This window comes from Candidatus Mycolicibacterium alkanivorans, assembly GCF_022760805.1.
In the GTDB taxonomy this organism is placed as follows: domain Bacteria; phylum Actinomycetota; class Actinomycetes; order Mycobacteriales; family Mycobacteriaceae; genus Mycobacterium; species Mycobacterium alkanivorans.
Window position 1 is genome coordinate 1507026 of record NZ_JAIVFL010000001.1, and the last position, 18704, is coordinate 1525729.

18 protein-coding genes, 1 tRNA gene and 2 pseudogenes are annotated in these 18704 nt (G+C 63.6%); 6 read left to right on the top strand and 15 right to left on the bottom strand.

Going from position 1 to position 18704, the window contains the following annotated elements; all coding sequences use genetic code 11:
• Window position 1: 1 nt before the first annotated feature.
• From kdpB to K9U37_RS07535, 3 genes are read right to left on the bottom strand one after another with little or no spacing between them, the layout of a single operon-like run.
• Entirely contained in the window at window positions 2-2185 is a 2184-nt protein-coding gene (kdpB, locus tag K9U37_RS07525; RefSeq protein ID WP_272888019.1) for a potassium-transporting ATPase subunit KdpB, read from the bottom strand.
• Entirely contained in the window at window positions 2182-3855 is a 1674-nt protein-coding gene (gene kdpA, locus K9U37_RS07530) for a potassium-transporting ATPase subunit KdpA (protein WP_243071167.1), read from the bottom strand. Before kdpA ends, kdpB begins: the two co-directional genes overlap by 4 nt.
• Entirely contained in the window at window positions 3855-3944 is a 90-nt protein-coding gene (locus tag K9U37_RS07535; protein ID WP_243071168.1) for a potassium-transporting ATPase subunit F, read from the bottom strand. The genes kdpA and K9U37_RS07535 overlap by 1 nt, the downstream gene beginning before the upstream one ends.
• Before the next feature lie 116 nt (window positions 3945-4060).
• Between K9U37_RS07535 and K9U37_RS07540 the strand changes: the two genes are divergently transcribed.
• Complete coding sequence (locus K9U37_RS07540; RefSeq protein WP_243071169.1) at window positions 4061-4429, top strand: type II toxin-antitoxin system Phd/YefM family antitoxin; 369 nt, start codon at window positions 4061-4063, stop codon at window positions 4427-4429.
• Between the two features lies 1 nt (window position 4430).
• Window positions 4431-4826 (top strand): type II toxin-antitoxin system VapC family toxin, encoded by a 396-nt coding sequence (locus K9U37_RS07545; RefSeq protein WP_308197353.1) that lies wholly within the window; start codon window positions 4431-4433, stop codon window positions 4824-4826.
• A 66-nt stretch (window positions 4827-4892) separates the two neighbouring features.
• Here K9U37_RS07545 and K9U37_RS07550 read toward each other — a convergent pair.
• From K9U37_RS07550 to K9U37_RS20425, 5 genes and pseudogenes are all read right to left on the bottom strand, one after another.
• A pseudogene (locus tag K9U37_RS07550) lies at window positions 4893-5543 on the bottom strand (ISAzo13 family transposase); the annotation flags it as partial.
• A gap of 741 nt (window positions 5544-6284) precedes the next feature.
• Window positions 6285-6656, bottom strand: a complete 372-nt coding sequence (locus K9U37_RS07555; protein ID WP_243071171.1) for a terminase — start codon at window positions 6654-6656, stop codon at window positions 6285-6287.
• A 180-nt stretch (window positions 6657-6836) separates the two neighbouring features.
• Window positions 6837-7544 (bottom strand): HK97 family phage prohead protease, encoded by a 708-nt coding sequence (locus K9U37_RS07560; RefSeq protein ID WP_243071172.1) that lies wholly within the window; start codon window positions 7542-7544, stop codon window positions 6837-6839.
• The gene (locus K9U37_RS07565; protein ID WP_243071173.1) at window positions 7541-7837 is read right to left on the bottom strand and encodes a hypothetical protein; all 297 of its coding nucleotides are present in this window, start codon (window positions 7835-7837) and stop codon (window positions 7541-7543) included. The genes K9U37_RS07560 and K9U37_RS07565 overlap by 4 nt, the downstream gene beginning before the upstream one ends.
• Window positions 7838-7984: 147 nt before the next feature.
• Complete coding sequence (locus K9U37_RS20425; RefSeq protein WP_372489424.1) at window positions 7985-8323, bottom strand: WhiB family transcriptional regulator; 339 nt, start codon at window positions 8321-8323, stop codon at window positions 7985-7987.
• Here K9U37_RS20425 and K9U37_RS07570 point away from each other — a divergent pair.
• On the top strand, window positions 8257-8424 hold the full coding sequence (locus K9U37_RS07570; protein ID WP_243071174.1) for a hypothetical protein: 168 nt from the start codon (window positions 8257-8259) through the stop codon (window positions 8422-8424). The genes K9U37_RS20425 and K9U37_RS07570 overlap by 67 nt on opposite strands.
• On the opposite strand, the gene K9U37_RS07575 is transcribed toward K9U37_RS07570, so the two are convergent.
• The 4 genes from K9U37_RS07575 to K9U37_RS07590 all read right to left on the bottom strand — a co-directional run bounded on the left by K9U37_RS07575 (window position 8419) and on the right by K9U37_RS07590 (window position 14243).
• Window positions 8419-8799: a hypothetical protein gene (locus K9U37_RS07575; RefSeq protein WP_243071175.1), complete on the bottom strand. Its 381-nt coding sequence runs from the start codon at window positions 8797-8799 to the stop codon at window positions 8419-8421. The two genes, K9U37_RS07570 and K9U37_RS07575, sit on opposite strands and share 6 nt — an antisense overlap.
• 125 nt (window positions 8800-8924) lie before the next feature.
• Window positions 8925-11204, bottom strand: coding sequence for a phage/plasmid primase, P4 family (locus tag K9U37_RS07580; RefSeq protein WP_243071176.1), 2280 nt, complete (start codon window positions 11202-11204; stop codon window positions 8925-8927).
• Between the two features lie 124 nt (window positions 11205-11328).
• Window positions 11329-13911, bottom strand: a complete 2583-nt coding sequence (locus K9U37_RS07585) for an ATP-binding protein (protein ID WP_243071177.1) — start codon at window positions 13909-13911, stop codon at window positions 11329-11331.
• A gap of 107 nt (window positions 13912-14018) precedes the next feature.
• Window positions 14019-14243 (bottom strand): helix-turn-helix domain-containing protein, encoded by a 225-nt coding sequence (locus tag K9U37_RS07590; RefSeq protein ID WP_243071178.1) that lies wholly within the window; start codon window positions 14241-14243, stop codon window positions 14019-14021.
• 122 nt (window positions 14244-14365) lie between these two features.
• Between K9U37_RS07590 and K9U37_RS07595 the strand changes: the two genes are divergently transcribed.
• A complete protein-coding gene (locus K9U37_RS07595; RefSeq protein WP_243071179.1) occupies window positions 14366-14935 on the top strand; it encodes a Fic family protein in 570 nt (189 codons plus the stop codon).
• Window positions 14936-15243: 308 nt separating this feature from the next.
• Complete coding sequence (locus K9U37_RS07600) at window positions 15244-16125, top strand: site-specific integrase (protein WP_308197354.1); 882 nt, start codon at window positions 15244-15246, stop codon at window positions 16123-16125.
• Window positions 16126-16153: 28 nt separating this feature from the next.
• Here the strand turns inward: K9U37_RS07600 and K9U37_RS07605 are convergent.
• The 3 genes and pseudogenes from K9U37_RS07605 to K9U37_RS07615 form a co-directional block, all read right to left on the bottom strand.
• Window positions 16154-16227, bottom strand: a tRNA-Leu gene (locus K9U37_RS07605).
• A gap of 20 nt (window positions 16228-16247) precedes the next feature.
• Window positions 16248-16835 carry a site-specific integrase gene (locus K9U37_RS07610; protein WP_308197426.1) on the bottom strand — a complete coding sequence of 196 codons (588 nt, stop codon included), beginning with the start codon at window positions 16833-16835 and terminating at the stop codon, window positions 16248-16250.
• 178 nt (window positions 16836-17013) lie between these two features.
• Window positions 17014-17259: pseudogene (locus K9U37_RS07615) on the bottom strand (transposase); the annotation flags it as partial.
• Window positions 17260-17386: 127 nt separating this feature from the next.
• On the opposite strand from K9U37_RS07615, the gene K9U37_RS07620 reads away from it, so the two are divergent.
• The gene (locus K9U37_RS07620; protein WP_243071182.1) at window positions 17387-18691 is read left to right on the top strand and encodes an IS701 family transposase; all 1305 of its coding nucleotides are present in this window, start codon (window positions 17387-17389) and stop codon (window positions 18689-18691) included.
• Window positions 18692-18704: the final 13 nt, after the last annotated feature.

The window sequence follows — 18704 nt, forward strand, 5'->3', positions numbered from 1 at the left end:
GTCACATTCCCGGCAAGAATTGGACGACGAGGTCGATGAGCTTGATCCCGATGAACGGGGCCGCGATGCCGCCGAGACCGTAGACGTAGAGGTTGCGGCTCAAGAGCTTTGACGCACTGCTGGGGGTGTAGCGGACACCGCGCAGCGACAGCGGGATCAAGGCGACGATGATGATCGCGTTGAAGATCACCGCGGACAGGATCGCCGACTGCGGGCTGTGCAGCCGCATCACGTTGAGCAGGTCCAATCCAGGGAACAGCGCGACGAACATCGCAGGGATGATCGCGAAATACTTGGCGATGTCGTTGGCGATCGAGAAGGTGGTCAGCGCGCCGCGGGTGATCAGCAGCTGCTTGCCGATCTCGACGATCTCGATGAGCTTGGTCGGGTCGGAGTCCAGGTCCACCATGTTGCCGGCCTCTTTGGCCGCCGAGGTGCCGGTATTCATCGCCACCCCGACGTCGGCCTGCGCCAGCGCCGGTGCGTCGTTGGTCCCGTCGCCGGTCATCGCGACCAGCTTGCCGCCCTCCTGCTCGCGCTTGATGAGTGCGAGCTTGTCCTCGGGGGTCGCCTCGGCGAGGAAGTCGTCCACCCCGGCCTCGTCGGCAATGGCCTTGGCGGTCAACGGGTTGTCACCAGTGATCATGACCGTGCGGATGCCCATCTTGCGCATCTCGTCGAAGCGTTCGCGCATGCCCTGCTTGACGACGTCCTTGAGGTGGATGACGCCGAGCACTTCGGCTTTTCCGTCGACTTTCTGGCCGACCACCAGGGGAGTGCCGCCGCCGGCGGAGATCCCGTCGACAAGGGTGCCCAGCTCCGCGGGAACGCTGCCGCCCTGCTCGTGCACCCACTGCGTCACCGAACTGGCAGCGCCCTTGCGCAACTGGTGTCCGTTCTCCAGGTCGACGCCGGATATCCTCGTGGCGGCGGAGAACTCGACCCAGTGCGTGTTGACCAATTCACCGGGGGTGCGGGCGCGCAGGCCGAACTTCTCCTTGGCGAACACCACGATCGAGCGGCCTTCCGGCGTCTCGTCGGACAGGCTGGACAGCTGCGCTGCGTCGGCGAGCTGGTCGGGCGTAACCCCGGGCAGCGGAACGAAATCCGAGGCCTGCCGGTTGCCCAGCGTGATGGTGCCCGTCTTGTCCAGCAGCAGGGTGTTGACGTCGCCGGCGGCCTCCACGGCGCGGCCCGACATGGCCAGCACGTTGCGCTGCACCAGCCGGTCCATCCCGGCGATGCCGATCGCCGACAGCAGCGCACCGATGGTGGTGGGGATCAGGCACACCAGCAGCGAGACCATCACGATGCCGGATACACCATTGCCGGTGAGCGACAGCGAGTCCGGGACACCGGGGTTGTTGGCCTTGGAGTAGATCGCCAGCGGCTGCAGGGTGGCGACGGCGAAGATGAAGATGATCGTCAGCGCGGCCAGCAGGATGTTCAGTGCGGTCTCGTTGGGTGTCTTCTGCCGGTTGGCGCCTTCCACCAAGGCGATCATCCGGTCGACGAAGCTCTCGCCGGGCTTCTGGGTGATCTTGACGACGATGCGGTCCGACAGCACGGTGGTGCCACCGGTGACCGCGGAGCGGTCGCCGCCGGATTCGCGGATCACTGGGGCGGACTCGCCGGTGATGGCCGACTCGTCCACCGAGGCAATGCCTTCCAGCACGTCGCCATCGCCGGGAATGACCTGCCCGGCTTCGACGACGACGATGTCGCCCTGCTGCAGCAGTGGTGCAGCGACTTCCTCCTCACGGCCCGGGGTGCCCGGCGACCATCCGGTCAGCCGACGGGCCATGGTGTCGGCCTTGGTCTTTCGCAGCGACTCGGCCTGCGCCTTGCCGCGACCCTCGGCGACGGCCTCGGCGAGGTTGGCGAACACCACCGTCAGCCACAGCCAGAACACGATCAACCAGCCGAACCAACTCGGGTCGACGATGGCCAGGGTGGTGCTCCACACCGCGCTGATCTCGACGATGAACATGACGGGGTTGCGCCAGAGCGTGCGGGGGTCGAGTTTGCGCAGGGCCTCGGGCAGCGACATCCACAGCATCTTGGGGTCCAGCAGGCCGCCCCTGACGGACTTCTTTCCGCCGGCCGTCACACCAGAGTGACATTCGGCGACCAGCGTTGCGCCAGTGTGACCTTCGGCGGGAAGTGGGGATGCGTCGGCGGTCATGAGTGGATTCCTTCGGCGAGGGGTCCGAGCGCGAGCATGGGCAGGAACGTCAGGGCGACCAGGATGAGTGTCACCCCGGCGACCATTCCGACGAACTGGGGACGGTGGGTGGGAAGGGTGCCGATCGACTCGGGGGTGTGGCCCTGTCGGGCCAGCGAGCCGGCGAGGGCGAGCACCAGGATGATGGGCAGGAATCGGCCGAACACCATCGCCAAGCCGAGTGCGGTGTTGTACCAGTCGGTGTTGACGCTCAGACCGGCGAAGGCCGACCCGTTGTTGTTGGCTGCCGAGGTGAAGGCATAGAGCACCTCGGACAAGCCGTGCGCTCCGGTGTTGAGCATGCCCGCTCGCTGCCCCGGTAGGGCCATCGCGATCGCGGTACCGGTGAGCACCAGCAGCGGGGTGACCAGGAAATAGCTTGCGGCGAGCTTGATCTCGCGGGGGGTTATCTTCTTGCCGAGATACTCCGGGGTGCGCCCGACCATGAGGCCGGCGACGAAGACGGTGATGACCGCGAGGATCAGCATGCCGTACAGGCCCGATCCGGCGCCGCCGGGCGCCACCTCGCCGAGTTGCATGTTGAACAACGTCATCATGCCGCCCAGGCTCGTGTAGGAGTCGTGGAAGGAGTCCACCGCGCCGGTGGAGGTCAGCGTGGTGGCGTCGGCGAACACCGCGGAGTCCGCGACGCCGAAACGCTGTTCCACACCTTCCATGGCCGATCCAATCGCGGTCGGCACGGTGCCGTGGTGCTGCAGCTGGAACCGCAGCATCAGCGAAACGCTGATCACTGCCAGCACGCCCATCACGGCGACGATCGCGTAGCCCTGCTTCTTGCTGTCGACCATCCGGCCGAACGTGCGCGGTAGCGAGAAGCTGATCACCAGCAGCAGGAAGATCTCCACCCAGTTGGTCCAGGTGGTCGGGTTCTCGAACGGGTGCGCCGAGTTGGCGTTGTAGAACCCGCCGCCGTTGGTGCCGAGTTCCTTGATGACCTCCTGGCTGGCGACCGGACCGCCGGTGATGGTCTGCTGCGCACCGGCCAGGGTGTTGACCACCTGGTCGTGCAGGTGAAAGTTCTGGATCGTTCCGCCGGCCACGAGGACGATCGCGGCGACCACCGAGATCGGCAGCAGGATGCGTAGCGTGCCACGCACCAGGTCGACCCAGAAGTTGCCCAGCTCCAAGGAGTTTCGGCGGGCGAAGCCGCGCATCAAAGCGACTGCGACGGCCATGCCGACCGCCGCCGAGACGAAATTCTGCACCGACAGCCCGGCCATCTGCACCAGGTGGCCCTGGGTGGACTCACCGGAGTAGGCCTGCCAGTTGGTGTTGGTGACGAAGCTGATCGCGGTGTTCCAGGCCAGCGCCGGTGTCATCGGGGTGGCCGGGTCGTGCAGGTGCAGCGGCAGTCTGCCCTGCACGAGCTGGAAGACGAACAGCAACAGCACGCTAATCGCCGAGAACGCCAGCACGCTGCGTGCGTAGGCGCCCCACGTCTGCTCGGCTTTCGGGTCGGCACCGATCAGGCGGTAAACGGCGCGCTCCACCCGGGAGTCCTTGTCCGAGGTGTAGACGCGGTACATGTAGTCGCCCAGCGGCACGTGCACGGCAGCCAGGGCAAGGATGAGTAGGGCGAGGAACACGATCCCCGCCGTCGTGGTGGTCACTAGAGCCTCTCGGGGAAGAGCAGTGCGGCGGTGACGAACAGCGCCAGGAGCACCGCGAGGACGAGGCCGACGATGTTCTCGTAGCTCACAACCGCTCGACCAACTTCTGCACCAGTCCGAGCAAGGCGAAGATCGCCACTGTCAGCAGCAGAAAGACGATGATTCCCATGTCGGCGACGCTAAGTCGGTCGTGGGTGGATAGTGGGTGTCGTTGACGCTTTCTTTACGGTTGCGCCTCGTCGTCTTGACGGATTTCGTCTGCGGCGGAAGACGAATCTCCACCCAGCGCGTAGCTGACTGTAGCACTCCTTGCTACAATCGGGCGATGGCCAAGACTATTGCGCAGCGCGAGCTGCGCAACCAGAACGCGAAGGTGATCGAAGCGGTAGCGGCGGGCGAAACCTTCATCGTCACCCGTAACGGCGAACCGGTGGCCGAGCTTCGCCCGATCAGAGCCGACCGCCGCACGTTTATCGCCCGCGACGAAGTAGTGGCGCTGGCGGCGGCCGGCGTGCGCATTGACCATCGTCAGTTCCGCGCCGACCTCGACCGGTTAATCGACCAAGGACTCTGAAGTGAGGTCTGGTCTTCTCGACACATCCGTCATCGTCGACTGGTACGACCCGGCCGTGATCGCCGCACTGCCCGACGAGATGGCTATATCGGCTATCAGCGCGGCAGAATTGGCGGCCGGACCACGCCTTGCCACCGACCCAATGGAGGCCGCGAAGCGGCAGGCTCGACTGCAGGAAATTGAATCGTTGCTGGAGCCGATCCAGTTCGACGGAGCCACCGCGCGGAGCTACGGACTCATCGTTGCCGCCGTTGTCGGTGAGGGAAGGACACCTCGAAGCCGATTCGCCGACCTGCTGATCGCCGCGACCGCGCATGCCAATCAACTCGATCTCTACACCCGAAACGCCGATGACTTCACTGGGCTGGGGGAACTCGTCCGCGTCATCGCCGTATGACCACCCCTCGCCCGGGTGTCGTGGCGCCGACGCGCGGCACTAACTAAGGGATTGTGATAAATTAATTTAGTTCGGTTCGGCGTGTCGTGGTTGCGGGTGGAGGGTGTAGTTCCATTCGCCGTGGAAGTCATGTCGGGTCAGGATCTGTTTGGTTTCAAGGTCTTTCATTTGTTGGTCGGGGATCTTGACGCCGGTGGGATAGGTCGCGCGGTCAAGTTCGGCGTGGACGGTCAGTCCAGTGCTTGTGATGGTCGCGGCGATGGTTTCGACGATGACTTCGTGACTGGTCAACGGTCTGCCGCGCCAGTTCATCGAGATGTGGCAGAACAAGCGATGTTCGATCGTGTTCCACTTGCTGGTGCCCGGCGGCAGGTGGCAGACGGTGATCGTCAGGCCGGTATCGGCGGCCAGTGTGGCGAGTTCGGTTTTCCACTGTCGGGTGCGATAGCCGTTGGAGCCGCCGCCATCAGCGCTAATCAACAGTCGGGAAGCGTTGGGGTGCAGGCTCTTTCCAGCGTTCTGCCACCATGCTCGGATGGTATTGACCGCGAACGCTGCGGTGTCGTGGTCGGTACCCACCGACACCCACCCGGTATTGGCGCCCACGTCGTACACCCCGTAGGGGTTGGCCTTGCCCAGCTCCCGGTCGATGAAGTCATGGACCTTGACCTGCTCGGGATGCCCCGCGGGCTGCCACTCCCGGCCCACGGTGCGGTGCGGACGTTGTGCACGCGTTGGCGCCACCACCCCGAGGATTCGGCCACCCGCAGAGCCATGCGAGAAGCGTGGTGGGAGTCTGAGTTCGCCCGGTGTATCGCGCGGTCCGACTGGCCCGAGGGCTAAGCAACCGCCGAGTTTGCTGGATTTTGTACTACCCCTTGGACTGCTGTTGAGACTCAGCCAGGGCGGGTGGTGGTCATCTTGCTGGTCTGGCTCATTAGGTGTTTCTACCTGCAAAAAGCTTTCGTGCCCCCAGTCGGACTCGAACCGACACTGTGCGGATTTTAAGTCCACTGCTGCCTGTTCGCGGCTGTTCGCCGACATTCGCTTTTCCTTGCGGTGCAGCACAATTCGTCCGTATGTGTCCGTAGTTGTTCGTGGGCGTATTGCGTGAGTTGTGACACCGACGTGACACCGGGGCGCTACCGACCCTGGGATGGCCCCGGCGCTCCGCGACCTTCCAGTCAGATCACCGTGGGATCCAGCGACTCGAACTCGCCGACCATCCGCTCCTCCTCCATGAGCCGAACCGCATCACCACCAGGCCAACCATGGACACGCGACCACCCAGCCCGCGCCGCCCGCCACCTCCCCAACCGCCTACCGAACTCCTCAACAGCCGCCACCACCACCGGATCGTCACGGTGCCGGCCAGGGAAGAACGGCACCACCGCAGACCCGTCAAACCAGAGCGCAGCGGACGGCGGCCTAGCATCATCAACTCGTCGCCTCACAACCTCACACGCTATCCCGCAACTGGTATACGCCACGCGCACCGGCCCGGCGCTGCGGGCGACGCACACCAGCACTATCCTCATCCCCCGCAGGTAGCCGCAACGCAGCCCCCAGACGCGCCAAAGCGATCTTGGACTGCCGGGCCTCCACAACCGCCGGATGCGGCTTCGACCCGTGCGGACCCTCCACCATCAACCCCTCACGCTGCACAATCGCGTGCAACTTGTCCAGCAAATCGACGGTGCGCACCATTTCCTTAAGCAACAGCAGTTCGTGGTTTTCGAGAATGTACTTTCCGAGTACGTCGTTCCACAGGGCACGGCCGGACGGCCCCGTCCCGGACGGCGGCGCGGGTACCGCAGACTTCTTCGTCATAATCGCTCCAATCTTGTTGAATCAGTTACGTTTTCGTTGAACCCAATTGTGTTGTGCCGCAATTGGATACGTTTCGGATGACATGGATAAAAAGCTGGCCACCGGTGGTCTCCGCGAGTCCCTATCAAAAAGAATCACCTTGTGCCGCAACAACTTTCGTACACCAACCACGTCCGGGGTTCATGTGACGGTTTCGATTCGTGCTTGGGTGTAGGCGCCGGCGCGGACCACCGACGTTTCAACGAGTTCAGCGCCGCGCACGATCCGCAGTGGCAGTCCGTCGTAAGTCGACCAGTCGTCGTGGAGTGGCGCGGCTTTGAAGGCGATGGACAGACTCGAGTACTCGCCGCGTATCCATCGTTGTAGCCACGTCTGCTTGTCGGTGGTGGTGATGGTGGCGTCGATGCGTAGTCCGGTCGTGGTGTGTCGTGGTGTTGCGCGGCCGATCGTGTGGTCAGGGTCGTGGTCGACATGCAACGGCACAGTTGTGGGCATGAGGGTGATTGAGTGTCGATCGAATTGTTCGACTCCGAGTAGCCCGCCGATTTCCACAGGTGTCGACGGCTGCCCGTATGGGACGGCCAAGCCTTCCAAGTGCTGGGCTTCGGTTGTGTGTACGTGCACTGTTCTACGGATGTCGGTGGTGGCGTTGCCGCTTCGGAGGCTTGTTGTCTCGTATCCGCGTACTTCGAGGAGTTCGTTTGGTGGGTTGCGGCGTGTGAAGCGGCGTTGGGAGTTTTCGAATCGGGCGACCGCTGGGTCGATGCTGTAGTCGCCTGGTTGGATGAAGCCTGCGATCCAGGGGTGTCTTGTGAGCCAACGTATTTCGTGGTCGATGATCCAGTCGGGGAGTCGGTCGATCCAGGTGGTGGGGGTGTCGGTGTTCATCGTTGGTCTGCTCCGAGCATGTCGGCGAACGCTGAACCTGAGCTGGCTGGGATGCCGCCGCGTGCTGGGTGTCGGGCTGCGAGTTCAGCCATACGTGCCATGAAGGTGCGATGCTGGTCCGCCTGCGCTTGTCTGGCGGCCCGCAGATCATCGAGGTATCGGCGGGACACCGCGGTTGGGACCGACCTCAGGCCTGCCTCGTTGAGACGTATGGCGTCGCATAGCTGTTCGGCGATGGTTTGTATCGGAACACCTGTTTCGGCGCTGATGGTGGCGATGGGGATCGTGTTCATTGGTTCCTCCTGGTGTTGGTGTTGCATTGATTGTCTAACGGTTTCTTTGTGTTCGGTGCGGCGTGTGGTGTCACGTTTGTATGTGGCGGCTCTGCGGGACTTCCGGTTTCCGGGCAATTCGGTGTGTTCCTTTCTTTGTTGTGTTGTTCAGCGGTGTTTCGCTGCCTGTCCTGCGACCACACCTGCGGGCCGCTGTGTGGGTCGTAGGGCGGTGTACCAGTTCTGGCATGGCGTTAGGGCTGGGCATGTGCTGCAGATGGCCTGCGCGGCGTTACGGGACTCCTCGCTGTGTCCGTCGAACGTGTGTGGATGGTTTTTGCAGGCCGCTTCGGGGAGCCGCGTGGTGCCGGAGAGGATGTGTGCCAGCAGGTGAAGCCAGCCTGGTTCCAGCCGGCCGTCCCGCGTCGTACGATCGCGGAATGACCGACCACGTCGTTGCTTCCTCGTCGTTTGATCCGGGTCCGGTTGGGCCGACTTTTTGGGCACGTTCGGCGGCGCAGCTTGTCGTTGATCCTTTGGCGATGTCTGAGGTGCAGCGGGCGGAGACGGTGCGTTATTTGTGGGACCGGCAGTTCCGTTCGTCATAGGTGTTGCCTTGCGTCGTTGAGCTCCTGCTGCAGTTTCGTGGTGCCTCCGGCGTCTGGGTGTAGAACTTTCGTCAGGGCGCGGTAGACCTGTTCCCGGATGTGTGGTGGGCAGGCTGTGAGCAGTTCCTCCGCCCATGTGGCGGAGTCTGCGGTTCGGCGCTGCTCGGGGAGTCCGACGACTGTGTGTCCGTGGTCTACGAGTAGGTCGATGACGGCGCTGGCGTCGGGTCCGATGTCGATGAGCCACCGTTTCCGTGCCGGGTCCCATTCTCGTGAGTAGGCCGGCGCGGTCTTGATGATGCCGATGACGTCCGGACTGTAGGGGAATCGGAATTCGTATCGGCCGTCTGTTTCGCGGATGTGGATGGTCGTCACGAGTTGCCCTCCGTGCGACCGTAGGGTGCACAGGGTGCAGTAGGTGCAGGTTTGTCTACCTCTACCCCTGTGTACCGCGTGCGATAGGTAGTAGAGGCAACCTGCACCTTATGCACCCTCACTGGCTACCACCTCGCGTTTTCGAAGTTTTTATGTGCACCTGAACCTGCACCCTGTTCGAGTAGTCGTATCCCGCGGAACCCGCGTGCACCGTTCCTGGTGGCACGCCAAAGCCCTCGTATCTGCTCGATGCGGTTGTAAAACTCCCGCGCCGACAGGGCCTTCGACCCGTCCGCGAAGGCATGACTCTGATACGCGCGGAACAGGTCGGTGCGCGCAGTCCAGCTATCGGAGTCGAGTTCACACTGTTCGCCTATCCATGAGCGGACCGCGTCTGACGCCGCTATGAAATCTGCTTTCGCGTCGTGCACAGAATCCGGTTCGAGGAATCTGGCCCTTCCCAGCAGGCCGGGCAGTGATTGGAGGCCGCGCCGGAGGACTCCACGCAACTCCGATGGGGTTTGCAGGTCGGCGTCCAGTTTTATGTTTTTGCTGTCGGAGAAGTCGTTGGGGAATGGGACGACGGTCCAGCGGGCTACCCACCCTTCCGACGAGTCGGCCGAACCGAACGCTTTGTTCGCGGAGTAGAACGGCAACGCCCACGGGGTGAAGTCGAACGGGGCGCCGAATTTGTGTTCGGCTTGGATCAGGTCACCGCCGGTGATTGACTTGAACATGGCTGTGTTGGCGATCCATTTGGAGTCGAGATCGCCTGCTAGGTTGGCGAGTTTCCCGTAGAGCGATGCGGCGCGGAACCTGTTGTCGGTCAGTTCATGCAATCCGACTGACGAGCAGTTGTGTCTGCCGAGAAGTTTTTCCAACACTCTGATGAGTGTCCCTTTCCCGTTGCGGCCTTTCCCGAATAGGAGGATCGCCGCGTGCAGCGGATTGCCCGAGTATGTGGTGTATCCGATTATTTCCCACATGAGGTTTATGCAGTCGGGTGGTAGTACCTCGGAAAGGAATGTGTCGAATCGTGGGCATTCGGCGTCGGGGTCGTATGCGGTCGGGAGTTGAACGGTGGATAGGTGGTCGGGGTGGTGTTCTGAGAGTTCCCCTGTCCGCCAGTTCAGCATTCCGTTTTCGACGTTGATGTAGTCGGGTTGCGGCTCGCATGTGATTCGCGCGGTGTCGGTGCTGTAGCGGATCAGGTCGAGTGTGTTGCGGGCGTGGGCGTTTCGGTAGCGGTTGCCGAGTAGTCGTGCGATGTGGTGTTCGATATGGCCGCGGTTGGTTTTCCATACGCCGCCGCTGTAGGTGTAGAACTGTTCGGTTATGTCGTTGAATCCGCAAGTTACGGATTCCATCACGGTTTCCGCGAGGTTGAGGGCGAGTAGTCCTGTCTGCTTGTCGAAAAACTTACCGGGGTCGCCGGTGTCGCCGGTTTTCCATTCGCTTCGATCGGTATCGGTCACGTTGTCCGGCATTTCTCGTTGGGTTCGTTCACGGATGGCGTCGAGGTCTGCGGCTTGGGCTTGTGCGACAGACCAGGCGAGGATCGAGTTGAATTCCGCTTCAGCCCTCGCACCGACACGGACCACCCCTGTCGATCCGCCGAGCGCAACGGAATTCACGAATATCGGTTTGAGTTGCTTGATCGCTTCGGCGGCCGGGAAGAAGCCGGCGCGTGCCTCTTTCATCGCCCCGGTGAGCACTGACGACAGGCTTGTGTGGCTGGATTCTCCGCGTTCAATCTTCCCCGCCAGCGCACGAGTCCATCCGTGCAGGATCTCTGGACGCACCGAATCGGTGTGCGCCGCAATGAATTCGGCGACTTGCGTGTCGGTTGCGGCGTCCTCACCGGGTGACGCGTCGTCGAGCAGAACAGCCAGCTCGTCGGGCAGTACAGGCACGGGACCTGTTCGTATCCAACGGTATTCGCCCCCATTGGGATGGGTGGATGGTTCGACGATGATGACACCGTTCAAGCCGCGGATTTCGCCGAACGAGCTACCCAACCGGCCGCCACCGTTTCCGATGGTTCGGCCCGGCGGCTGCGCGAACACGTAGTGCCCGCGGCCGGGAGTGTCGGGGCGGGTCGCCTGGAAGGGTGCCGACACGCAGTGCCTGGCCAGGACCTCCGGCATCTTTTCGGTCCGGTCGACGTCGGCTGCCAGAGCACCGGATCGGCCGCAATGCAGGGCGATCCCAAAGCTGGTGCCGGCGAACCAGGCGACCAGCTGCTCCGGCTCGCGACTCGACTTCGACGGCCAGGCTTTTCCCACGACACTGCCCGGATGTTTGGTGTCGAGCCGAACTGGCAGGATGTGCCACCCGGACTGCGCGTAGGCCAGGGCCGCTGACAGGGTGTCCAGTCCGGTGACGACCGGAATCTCTAGGTTCACGCCGCACCGTGTCGGCCGGCCAGCTCGGTGACGTATTCGTGTACGGGATGCGGTTGTGGGGAAATTCCCCACAAGACTCCAAGAAGGTGGGGGCACCATGCGCCGGAACGTGATTGGGTGGCGCTCACGCGTCGTCTCCCGTCTCGCTGTCGCCGGCCGGTGCGGCTAGCTGCTCGGCGAGTAGGGCACGGACAGACCCGTCTAGGTCGTCGGCGGCGTTGATGTCGTCGCGGACGAGGTGTTCGGTCGCCGACCGCCACGACTGGTATGGGTCGCCGGTGAAGCTTTCGCGTACGCGGGCTTCGCGAGCGTCGGCCAGTTCGGGATGGTTGTCGATCAGTTGGCGCACCACAGCGTCTACGTCGACCATGCCCGCCAGCTCCGCCCAAACAAGTTCGGTGAGCGTCTCGTCGCGGACCGCCCGCACATACCCATCAAGCACCTCGGCGGGTGGCACCAGTTTCGTGGTGGCGCCGGCTGATTGCAGACCGGCTTCGATGAATTCGGCGAGCTGGTCGGCGGAGAACGCGTTCAGTTCGCAGCGCCGGCATTCGTGATGGAAGCTGCCGTACCCGGCTGATGTTGGTGTGCCGGTGAACCATTCCAGTGCGGCCGCGTCGAGTTCCAAATCGGCGGGGAGCTCTTTTTTGCGGGTGAACTTCTCGGTTTCTAAACCGTGGGCGATGGCTTGCGGCACTGTGAGACCTAGGTCGATCACGTCGATGGTGTGGTCGGGCATCCGCCGGGTTGCTTCTGCGAGTGTGCGGGCGATGTCGTAGCCGCTGGGGTCTGCGTCGTGCACGACGAACAGTTTCATATCCCGAACATCGGACCGTGCCAGCAGGTTCCGGCACGCGGTCGGCGCATAACCTTGCCCGAAAATTACTGCCATGTCGTAGCGTTCGCCGAGCCGGTACGGCGCCAACTGCGCGGCGAGTCCTTTCTTCTCGACGTACAGCACCTTGTCGAACTGCCACGGCGGCGGCGTGTAGGCCTCGACTTCGCGGGTGCCCAGCGGGATCACATCATCGTCGTGCGGGTGGTGAAGTTCGCCGCGCGGCTCGTAGTACAGGCCGGGCAGTGGTGCGACGGTCCGCTCGTATTCGGGTAGCAGGGTTTGCGAAAAGTAGGCGTAACCCAGTTCTTTGTCGGTGTAGTTCTGGAGCAGTGGTCGCACCTTGTAGAACAGGGTGCGGGCGGCGCACACGTCACCGGCTGACGCCTTGGCTTCGGCGAGTACCTCGAACACGGCGTCTTTGATGCTCCACAAGTTTTCGCGTTCAGCCTTGATGGCTTGCTGGTGGGCGCGTTCAGCTTTGACCGCGTCTTTGCGGCGCTGCTCAGCCTCCCGCCGCAAGGTTTTAGTGGCCGCGTCAAGTGTTTTGGCGGCAGTCTCGGCGACCGCCTTGGGGACGACCAGGGCTACTTTGCCTTTGTCCACGAATTGTGGTGCGGCGCAAATGATGTGCACGACGGCGGCCCTGTTCCCGCCGCTGCTGGTGTTGTTGGCGTACGCGGCCGCCAGGAATGATGCGGCCCCAAAGGTATTGATGTCGCTTGCGGGCAGGTATGTGCGCCCGAGTGGGTCACCGAACGCGGGTGCATGGTTGAAGGCGAACCAGGTGTCGCCCGGCTCGTCGGTGTCGGCGACCGCCACCTCGATGATCCACGGCACCCCGTTGACGGTTGCCGAGCCGTTCCTGTACCAGAACCGGTTCACCCCGTAGGTGTCGTGGAGCATCCTGCGGTAGTGGTCTTCGCCGACCGGGCCGAGCCGGTTGGCGGGGGTGGGTTTGGCGTGCTCGATCATCGTGGCGTGTAGCGCGGCGATCAGGTCGTCTCGGCCGTCGAGCCCCGACAGGTGAGTGACATCGGGTGCGGCGGCCCGCACAGCCTTGGCCTTGGAGGTGCCGGACAGTCCGTCGAACTCGCGGATGAACTCGCCGAGCGGCTTGTCGGGGTGGCCGTTGCGGGCGCTGTGGATGTGGGAATGCACCAACGCCGTGAACGCGGTCGCGTCGTACCAGTGCGGTGACGACGGCGCCGATGGGGTCCACTTCGACCACACCACATCGGACGGCTTGTAAACGGTGGTGTCGTCTCCGCTGCCGCTGTAAGCATGGTCAACCACGGTGATGGTGGCGTGCGGGTTTACAAGCGCCGTGCGCCACGCCCACCAGCTCGCATCGGCATCGAGGTGATCTGGCCCGGGTAACGGCACTGTGACCGATGTGCCGGCTGTGCGGCCGCTGCCGGTGGTTTCGTGGGTGACAACCACATCGCCGCATCGGTCGACTGTCACTTGCAGCTCGTGGCGGACGCCGGCCGATTCGATGACCACCGGCTTGGTGATGTCGAACGCGTACGGGATACCCAGCAGGGTTTTGAGTGCGTTGCCTTGCGCTCCGCGCGCCGGGCCCCGGTATTTTGCTTTGTCGGACACTAGGACGTTGAAGTCGCAGATGTGGTCGACGGTGGCGGGGGCGATCCCGTCGCCGTTGTCGGTCACGGTGATGTACGTGACGTCGTCACCCTCGCGGGTGGTGATGGTGATGGCCGGTGCCCGGCCGGTTGATTCGGCTGCGTCGAGGGCGTTGTCGAGCAGTTCTTTGATGACGACGTCGCCGAACGCGCCGGCTGGCTGACCGGTTTGGGCTTGCAGTGCGCGGAGCTCCAGGAATTCGGCGGCGCGCGGCGTGGCGAACACGGTGCGCGTTACTGCCTGCCTGTTGCGGCGGGTATTCTCGATGCTGTCGGCTGTGGCGGTTGACGTGGTTGCCCGGGCCTGGGTGCCCGGGCTTCTTCGTTGGTCGATCAAGCTGCACCTCGGGGGTCGTCGGTGTGCCGCATCGTGTTGGCATCGTTTAGGCGATCCACGTATGCCGCAATGGATTCTGCGGTGATGAACGACCTTCGGCCGATGTTCACTTTGGTCAGCTCCCCGCGGTTGATCAGGTCGTAGATCGTCGTGTGGCCGATTCCGCCGAGGTTGTGTCGGGCGTCGGGTATCGCCACCAATCGCTTTCCTGTGCTGTCCATCTCTCATCCGCTCTCATTCGTTGAGTTCCGCTGGTGTTCCAGCGCCATTGACAGCATGAATGGATAGTGACTAGGCTGTCCTCGTCACTGACAAGGATTTATCTGACTAGGACGGGTGCCGCATGGAGCGATGGCTCAATTTCTGGCAGGGCCAGGGACGCGCGACTTACAGCGCGGATTCCGCCATGGTCGGCGACCGCGTCGTCCCATCGGAGATATTCGTAGAGATCGCCGGCAGCGCATCACAGCCCGACTTGTCAATGAAGATCGAAGTGCGCCAAGGTATCCCGGTCTGCACTGAAGTCTGCCTGCGCTCCCGACCGGACGGACCGGAAGTGCGAGAGAAGGATCTGGCGCAAGTCCGCGTGGGCTGGCTCGTTGAGCAGATCGTTGCACGAGCGTCGGTAAAGCCCATAGGCCGCGTCGGGGGGTACGGCTTCGGATGGTCAAAGCCGGTGAACGACCGCACCGCGGTGAGTGACATTCGACGTTACAGGTCAGGTCGCACGCGGATGTCGAGGGAACGGCTGTTGAAGGTCGTAGAGGTCTACCGAGAACACATCGACGCCCGGCCCACCGAGGCGGTGGAACGCGCTTTTGACGTATCACACAGGACGGCCGCGCGTTATGTCCAACAGGCGCGGGACGCGGGACTCCTGCCCGCGACGACACCAGGAAAGAAGAAGGCATGATGACCAAGCGACAGCAATTGCCGCCCCAGATCAAGAAGATCACGGTGAAGGACCGGAGCACCGGGAAAAGCGTTGTGCGGTATCAACTCACAGTCGATGCCGGTCATGACCCGGAGTCGGGGAGACGGCGGCAGATCAGGCGGCGATTCGTCACCGAAGCTGCCGCCCGCGATGGGCTCGCATCAGTGCAGGGGGGTGTGAGGGCAGGCACCTATGTCCCCTCCAGCAAGTTGACGGTGGACCAGGCATGTGAGGGATGGCTAGCGTCGAAGCACTCGCTGAAGCCGTCGACACTTCGCGGGCATCGGGTGTCGCTCGGCCCACTACGCGACGAGTTGGGTCAGGTCGAAGTCCAGAAGCTGTCGAAGGCCGACCTCGACTCCTTGGTGGGCCGGTTGCGGCGCGGCGAGGTCGAGGGCCGCAAGAAGTGGTCGGCCCGCTCATGTAATTACATGCTGTACCTGGCGACGGCCGTACTGGACGACCAGGTAGCCCAGGGCAACGTGGTCCGTAACGTCGCACGTCTGGTGGACCGGGTAGCCGGTGATGCGGAGAAGTTCCGCACACTGACTGATAGCGAGATGTTCCGCATCCTCGACCGCGAATGCCGCGACCGGCACCTGTGGACGCTGGCGCTGTACGGGCTGCGCAGGGGTGAGATCGCCGGCCTTCGGTGGGCCAACGTCGACCTGAAGGCCAAGACGGTCACCATCACGGAGAACCGGGTTGCGGTAGGCAAGGACATCGTGGGGGGCACACCAAAGTCGAAGGCGAGTAGCCGGACGTTGCCCATGCCCGATGATGTTGTAGCGGTGCTGAAGGCCGCGCGTAAACGGCAGGCCGAGGAGCGGTTGGCGTTCGGGGCGGGCTGCGGATCGGGCGAGTACGTCGCCAGCGATGAGGCCGGCCGGCCCTATCATCCGAACTTGCTCACCTACCGGTGGGGCAAGATGCTTGACGGCCTCAAGATCGAGCGCGTCCGGCTGCATGACGCCCGGCACTCGTGTGCGACGTTGATGCACCTGCGTGGTGTGCCGATCGCGGTGATCGCGGCGTGGCTCGGGCACGCCAGCGCGGCATTCACCATGTCGGTGTATGCCCACAGCCAGGACGACGCGCTGAAGGCGGCTGCGAGCAGTTTCGGGCGTGTTGTGACATCTCGTGACATCGAGCCCGGCTCGGAGCGGTGATGAGAGCGCATATCGGCAGCTAGGTCGGTGCCCCCAGTCGGACTCGAACCGACACTGTGCGGATTTTAAGTCCGCTGCCTCTGCCAATTGGGCTATGGGAGCTCTGCAGCTCAGAGCGTACTTCAGACTGTTTCTGGTTCGCCCTCACGTCCTGAATGCCGCAGTGATACCGCAGTGCTGTCGATGGCCTTGCCTAGTGCAGCGGCTACACCACTCAAATCCTCGTTGAGGAGATGGCCGTAGCGGTCGAGTGTCATCGCGGCGGTCGCGTGCCCCAGCAGTCTCTGCACGACCTTGACGTTAGCGCCTGCACTGATCGCCAGCGACGCCGTGGTGTGCCTCAGACCGTGAGGCACCAACCCTTCGATGCCGACTTCCGCGCACGCGTTGTCGAACGCCCAGCGATACTCACCCAACGGCAAGAATCCGCCTTTGCGACTGGAAAACACCAGCGCGTTCGGGTCCGCGGGCAGGTCGGCTTCGAGTCTCAGCCAGACCGGTTCGGGAACAGGCACGTGGCGATCCCGCTTCGTCTTGGTCGTAGACTCCACGATGCCTTTGCCCGCGACTGCAGTCGCGGATGCTCTGACCGTGAGAACTCGATCGCCCACATGCCGGCGCCGCAGTGCCACAGCCTCGCCGAACCGAAGGCCGCAGTAGCCCAGGACCAACGTCAGCGTCTCGAATCGGCCTGCGGCCTTCGCCAGCATCAACAGTTCGGCATGGGTCAGGTAGCGCCGTTCACGCTCGGCTTGCTCGGGTAGATCTTGGTCCCTCTTGATCTCCAATGCGACGTTCCTGGCGACCTTGCCCGATAGCGTCCCATGGTTTGGTGGACTTCGGATCTGGCGTGGTTCACGCGTTGTGATCAACGAGTCGTGTTGAACGCTATGCGATTTGGTGTTGTTTGGCAAGTGCCGCGGCGGCGTGTTTCATGGCGATGACGGCGCGCAGTTCGTCCATGGAGACATCGGAGAGGTAGCGGCGGGTGACCTGCCATTCGTCATGGGCTTCGATGACCACCGCGGTGGCCAGGCGCAGGAACGCCGCGGGGTTGGGGAAGATCTCCACGACGTCGGCCCGACGCTTGATCTCTTTATTTAGACGCTCTATAGGACTTGAGTTTCGCAGTTTGACGCCTGTGACACCTGTGATTTCTGGGGCTGTTGTGGCGTTGTCCGGCGTGTCGCCGTGATCCGGTGGCAAGCATGACGAAGCATCGGCGGTTGTGAAAAGTCAACCCCGAGATGGAGTTCCGCCGATGCTTCCGGGCCTGACCCTACCCACATCGTGGCGTTCGCTGTTGGACCTGTTTCGGCCCGCGTTTCGCCGCGGATCGACGTTCGCGTTGTTCACGCTGCTGGCTACCGGGCTGGCGGCGCGGACCACCCGGCGCACGGTGGTGGGGATGCTCGCCGGAGCGGGCATGGCTGCGGCGGTGTCGTTCCACTCGGCGTGCCGGTTCTTCTCCCACCACGCCTGGGACGTCGACCCGATCGGGCTGGTGCTGGCCCGGCTGATCGTGGATCGGCTGCTGCCCGATGGGGCACCGATCACGGTGGTCGTCGACGACACCCTATTCCGCCGCTGGGGGCCCAAGGTGCACGCCGCGTACTGGACCCACGACGGCTCCGCCCAGGACCCCAACGCGCTGGGCCGCGGCAACCGGTGGGTGATCGTCGGCATCGTCGTCACGCTGCGGTTCTGTACCCGCCCGGTGTGCCTGCCGGTGTTGTTGCGGTTGTGGCGGGGCAAGGGCACCGCCTCCCCGGTGGCGCTGGCAGGGCAGATGATTTCACTTCTGGCCCAAGCATTTCCGAACCGCCGCTTGCACGCCGTCGGGGACGCCGCCTACCACGGCAAGGCCCTGCTGGTCGAGCACACCACGATCACCACCCGGCTGCCGGTCAACGCCGCGCTCTACGCGCCCGCCCCGCCGCACACCGGCCGACGCGGCCGACCCCGGCTCAAGGGAAACCGGCTCGGCCACCCCGCCGACCTCGCCGCACACGCCGACTGGCGACCGGTCACCCTGACCCGCTACGGCCACACCAACACCGTCGAGATCGCCCTGTGCGACACGATCTGGTACGGCGCGTTCGGCAACACCGCAGGCCGCACCGTCCTGGTCCGCGACCCCGCCGCCGACAGGGTCCTGGCGATCTTCACCACCGACACCGACAGCGACGCGCAGACCATCGTGGAACGCTACACCCACCGCTGGCCGATAGAGACCGCCATCGCCGCCGGCAAACAACTACTCGGCATCGGCCAAGCCCGCAACCGACTGCGGCGCGCGGTGGAACGCACCGTGCCGCTTGGCTTCTGCGTCTACAGCCTGGTCATCGTCTGGTACGCGCTGCACGGATACCACCGAGACGACCTCGCCGCACGCCGCGAGGTCCAGCCCTGGTACCCCCACAAAGACGAGCCCGCCTTCGAAGACATGTTCGCCAAACTCCGCAAAACCCTGGTCGCATCCCGAATTACGGGCGTTGCCGCAGCTCAGCCCGATCCACACAAATACCGCGACTACGAACTGGCCTGCGCGGCAGCCGCCGCGTAACTGCGAAACTCAA

What these genes read in the sequence shown, in the direction of transcription:
- K9U37_RS07610 (WP_308197426.1), bottom strand. Translation starts at nt 16,835, where the DNA reads ATGCTGGCGAAGGCCGCAGGCCGATTCGAGACGCTGACGTTGGTCCTG.
- kdpB (WP_272888019.1), bottom strand. Translation starts at nt 2,185, where the DNA reads ATGACCGCCGACGCATCCCCACTTCCCGCCGAAGGTCACACTGGCGCA.
- K9U37_RS07595 (WP_243071179.1), top strand. Translation starts at nt 14,366, where the DNA reads ATGGAGCGATGGCTCAATTTCTGGCAGGGCCAGGGACGCGCGACTTAC.
- K9U37_RS07590 (WP_243071178.1), bottom strand. Translation starts at nt 14,243, where the DNA reads ATGGACAGCACAGGAAAGCGATTGGTGGCGATACCCGACGCCCGACAC.
- K9U37_RS07570 (WP_243071174.1), top strand. Translation starts at nt 8,257, where the DNA reads ATGACCGACCACGTCGTTGCTTCCTCGTCGTTTGATCCGGGTCCGGTT.
- K9U37_RS07560 (WP_243071172.1), bottom strand. Translation starts at nt 7,544, where the DNA reads ATGAACACCGACACCCCCACCACCTGGATCGACCGACTCCCCGACTGG.
- K9U37_RS07620 (WP_243071182.1), top strand. Translation starts at nt 17,387, where the DNA reads ATGCTTCCGGGCCTGACCCTACCCACATCGTGGCGTTCGCTGTTGGAC.
- K9U37_RS07555 (WP_243071171.1), bottom strand. Translation starts at nt 6,656, where the DNA reads ATGACGAAGAAGTCTGCGGTACCCGCGCCGCCGTCCGGGACGGGGCCG.
- K9U37_RS07565 (WP_243071173.1), bottom strand. Translation starts at nt 7,837, where the DNA reads ATGAACACGATCCCCATCGCCACCATCAGCGCCGAAACAGGTGTTCCG.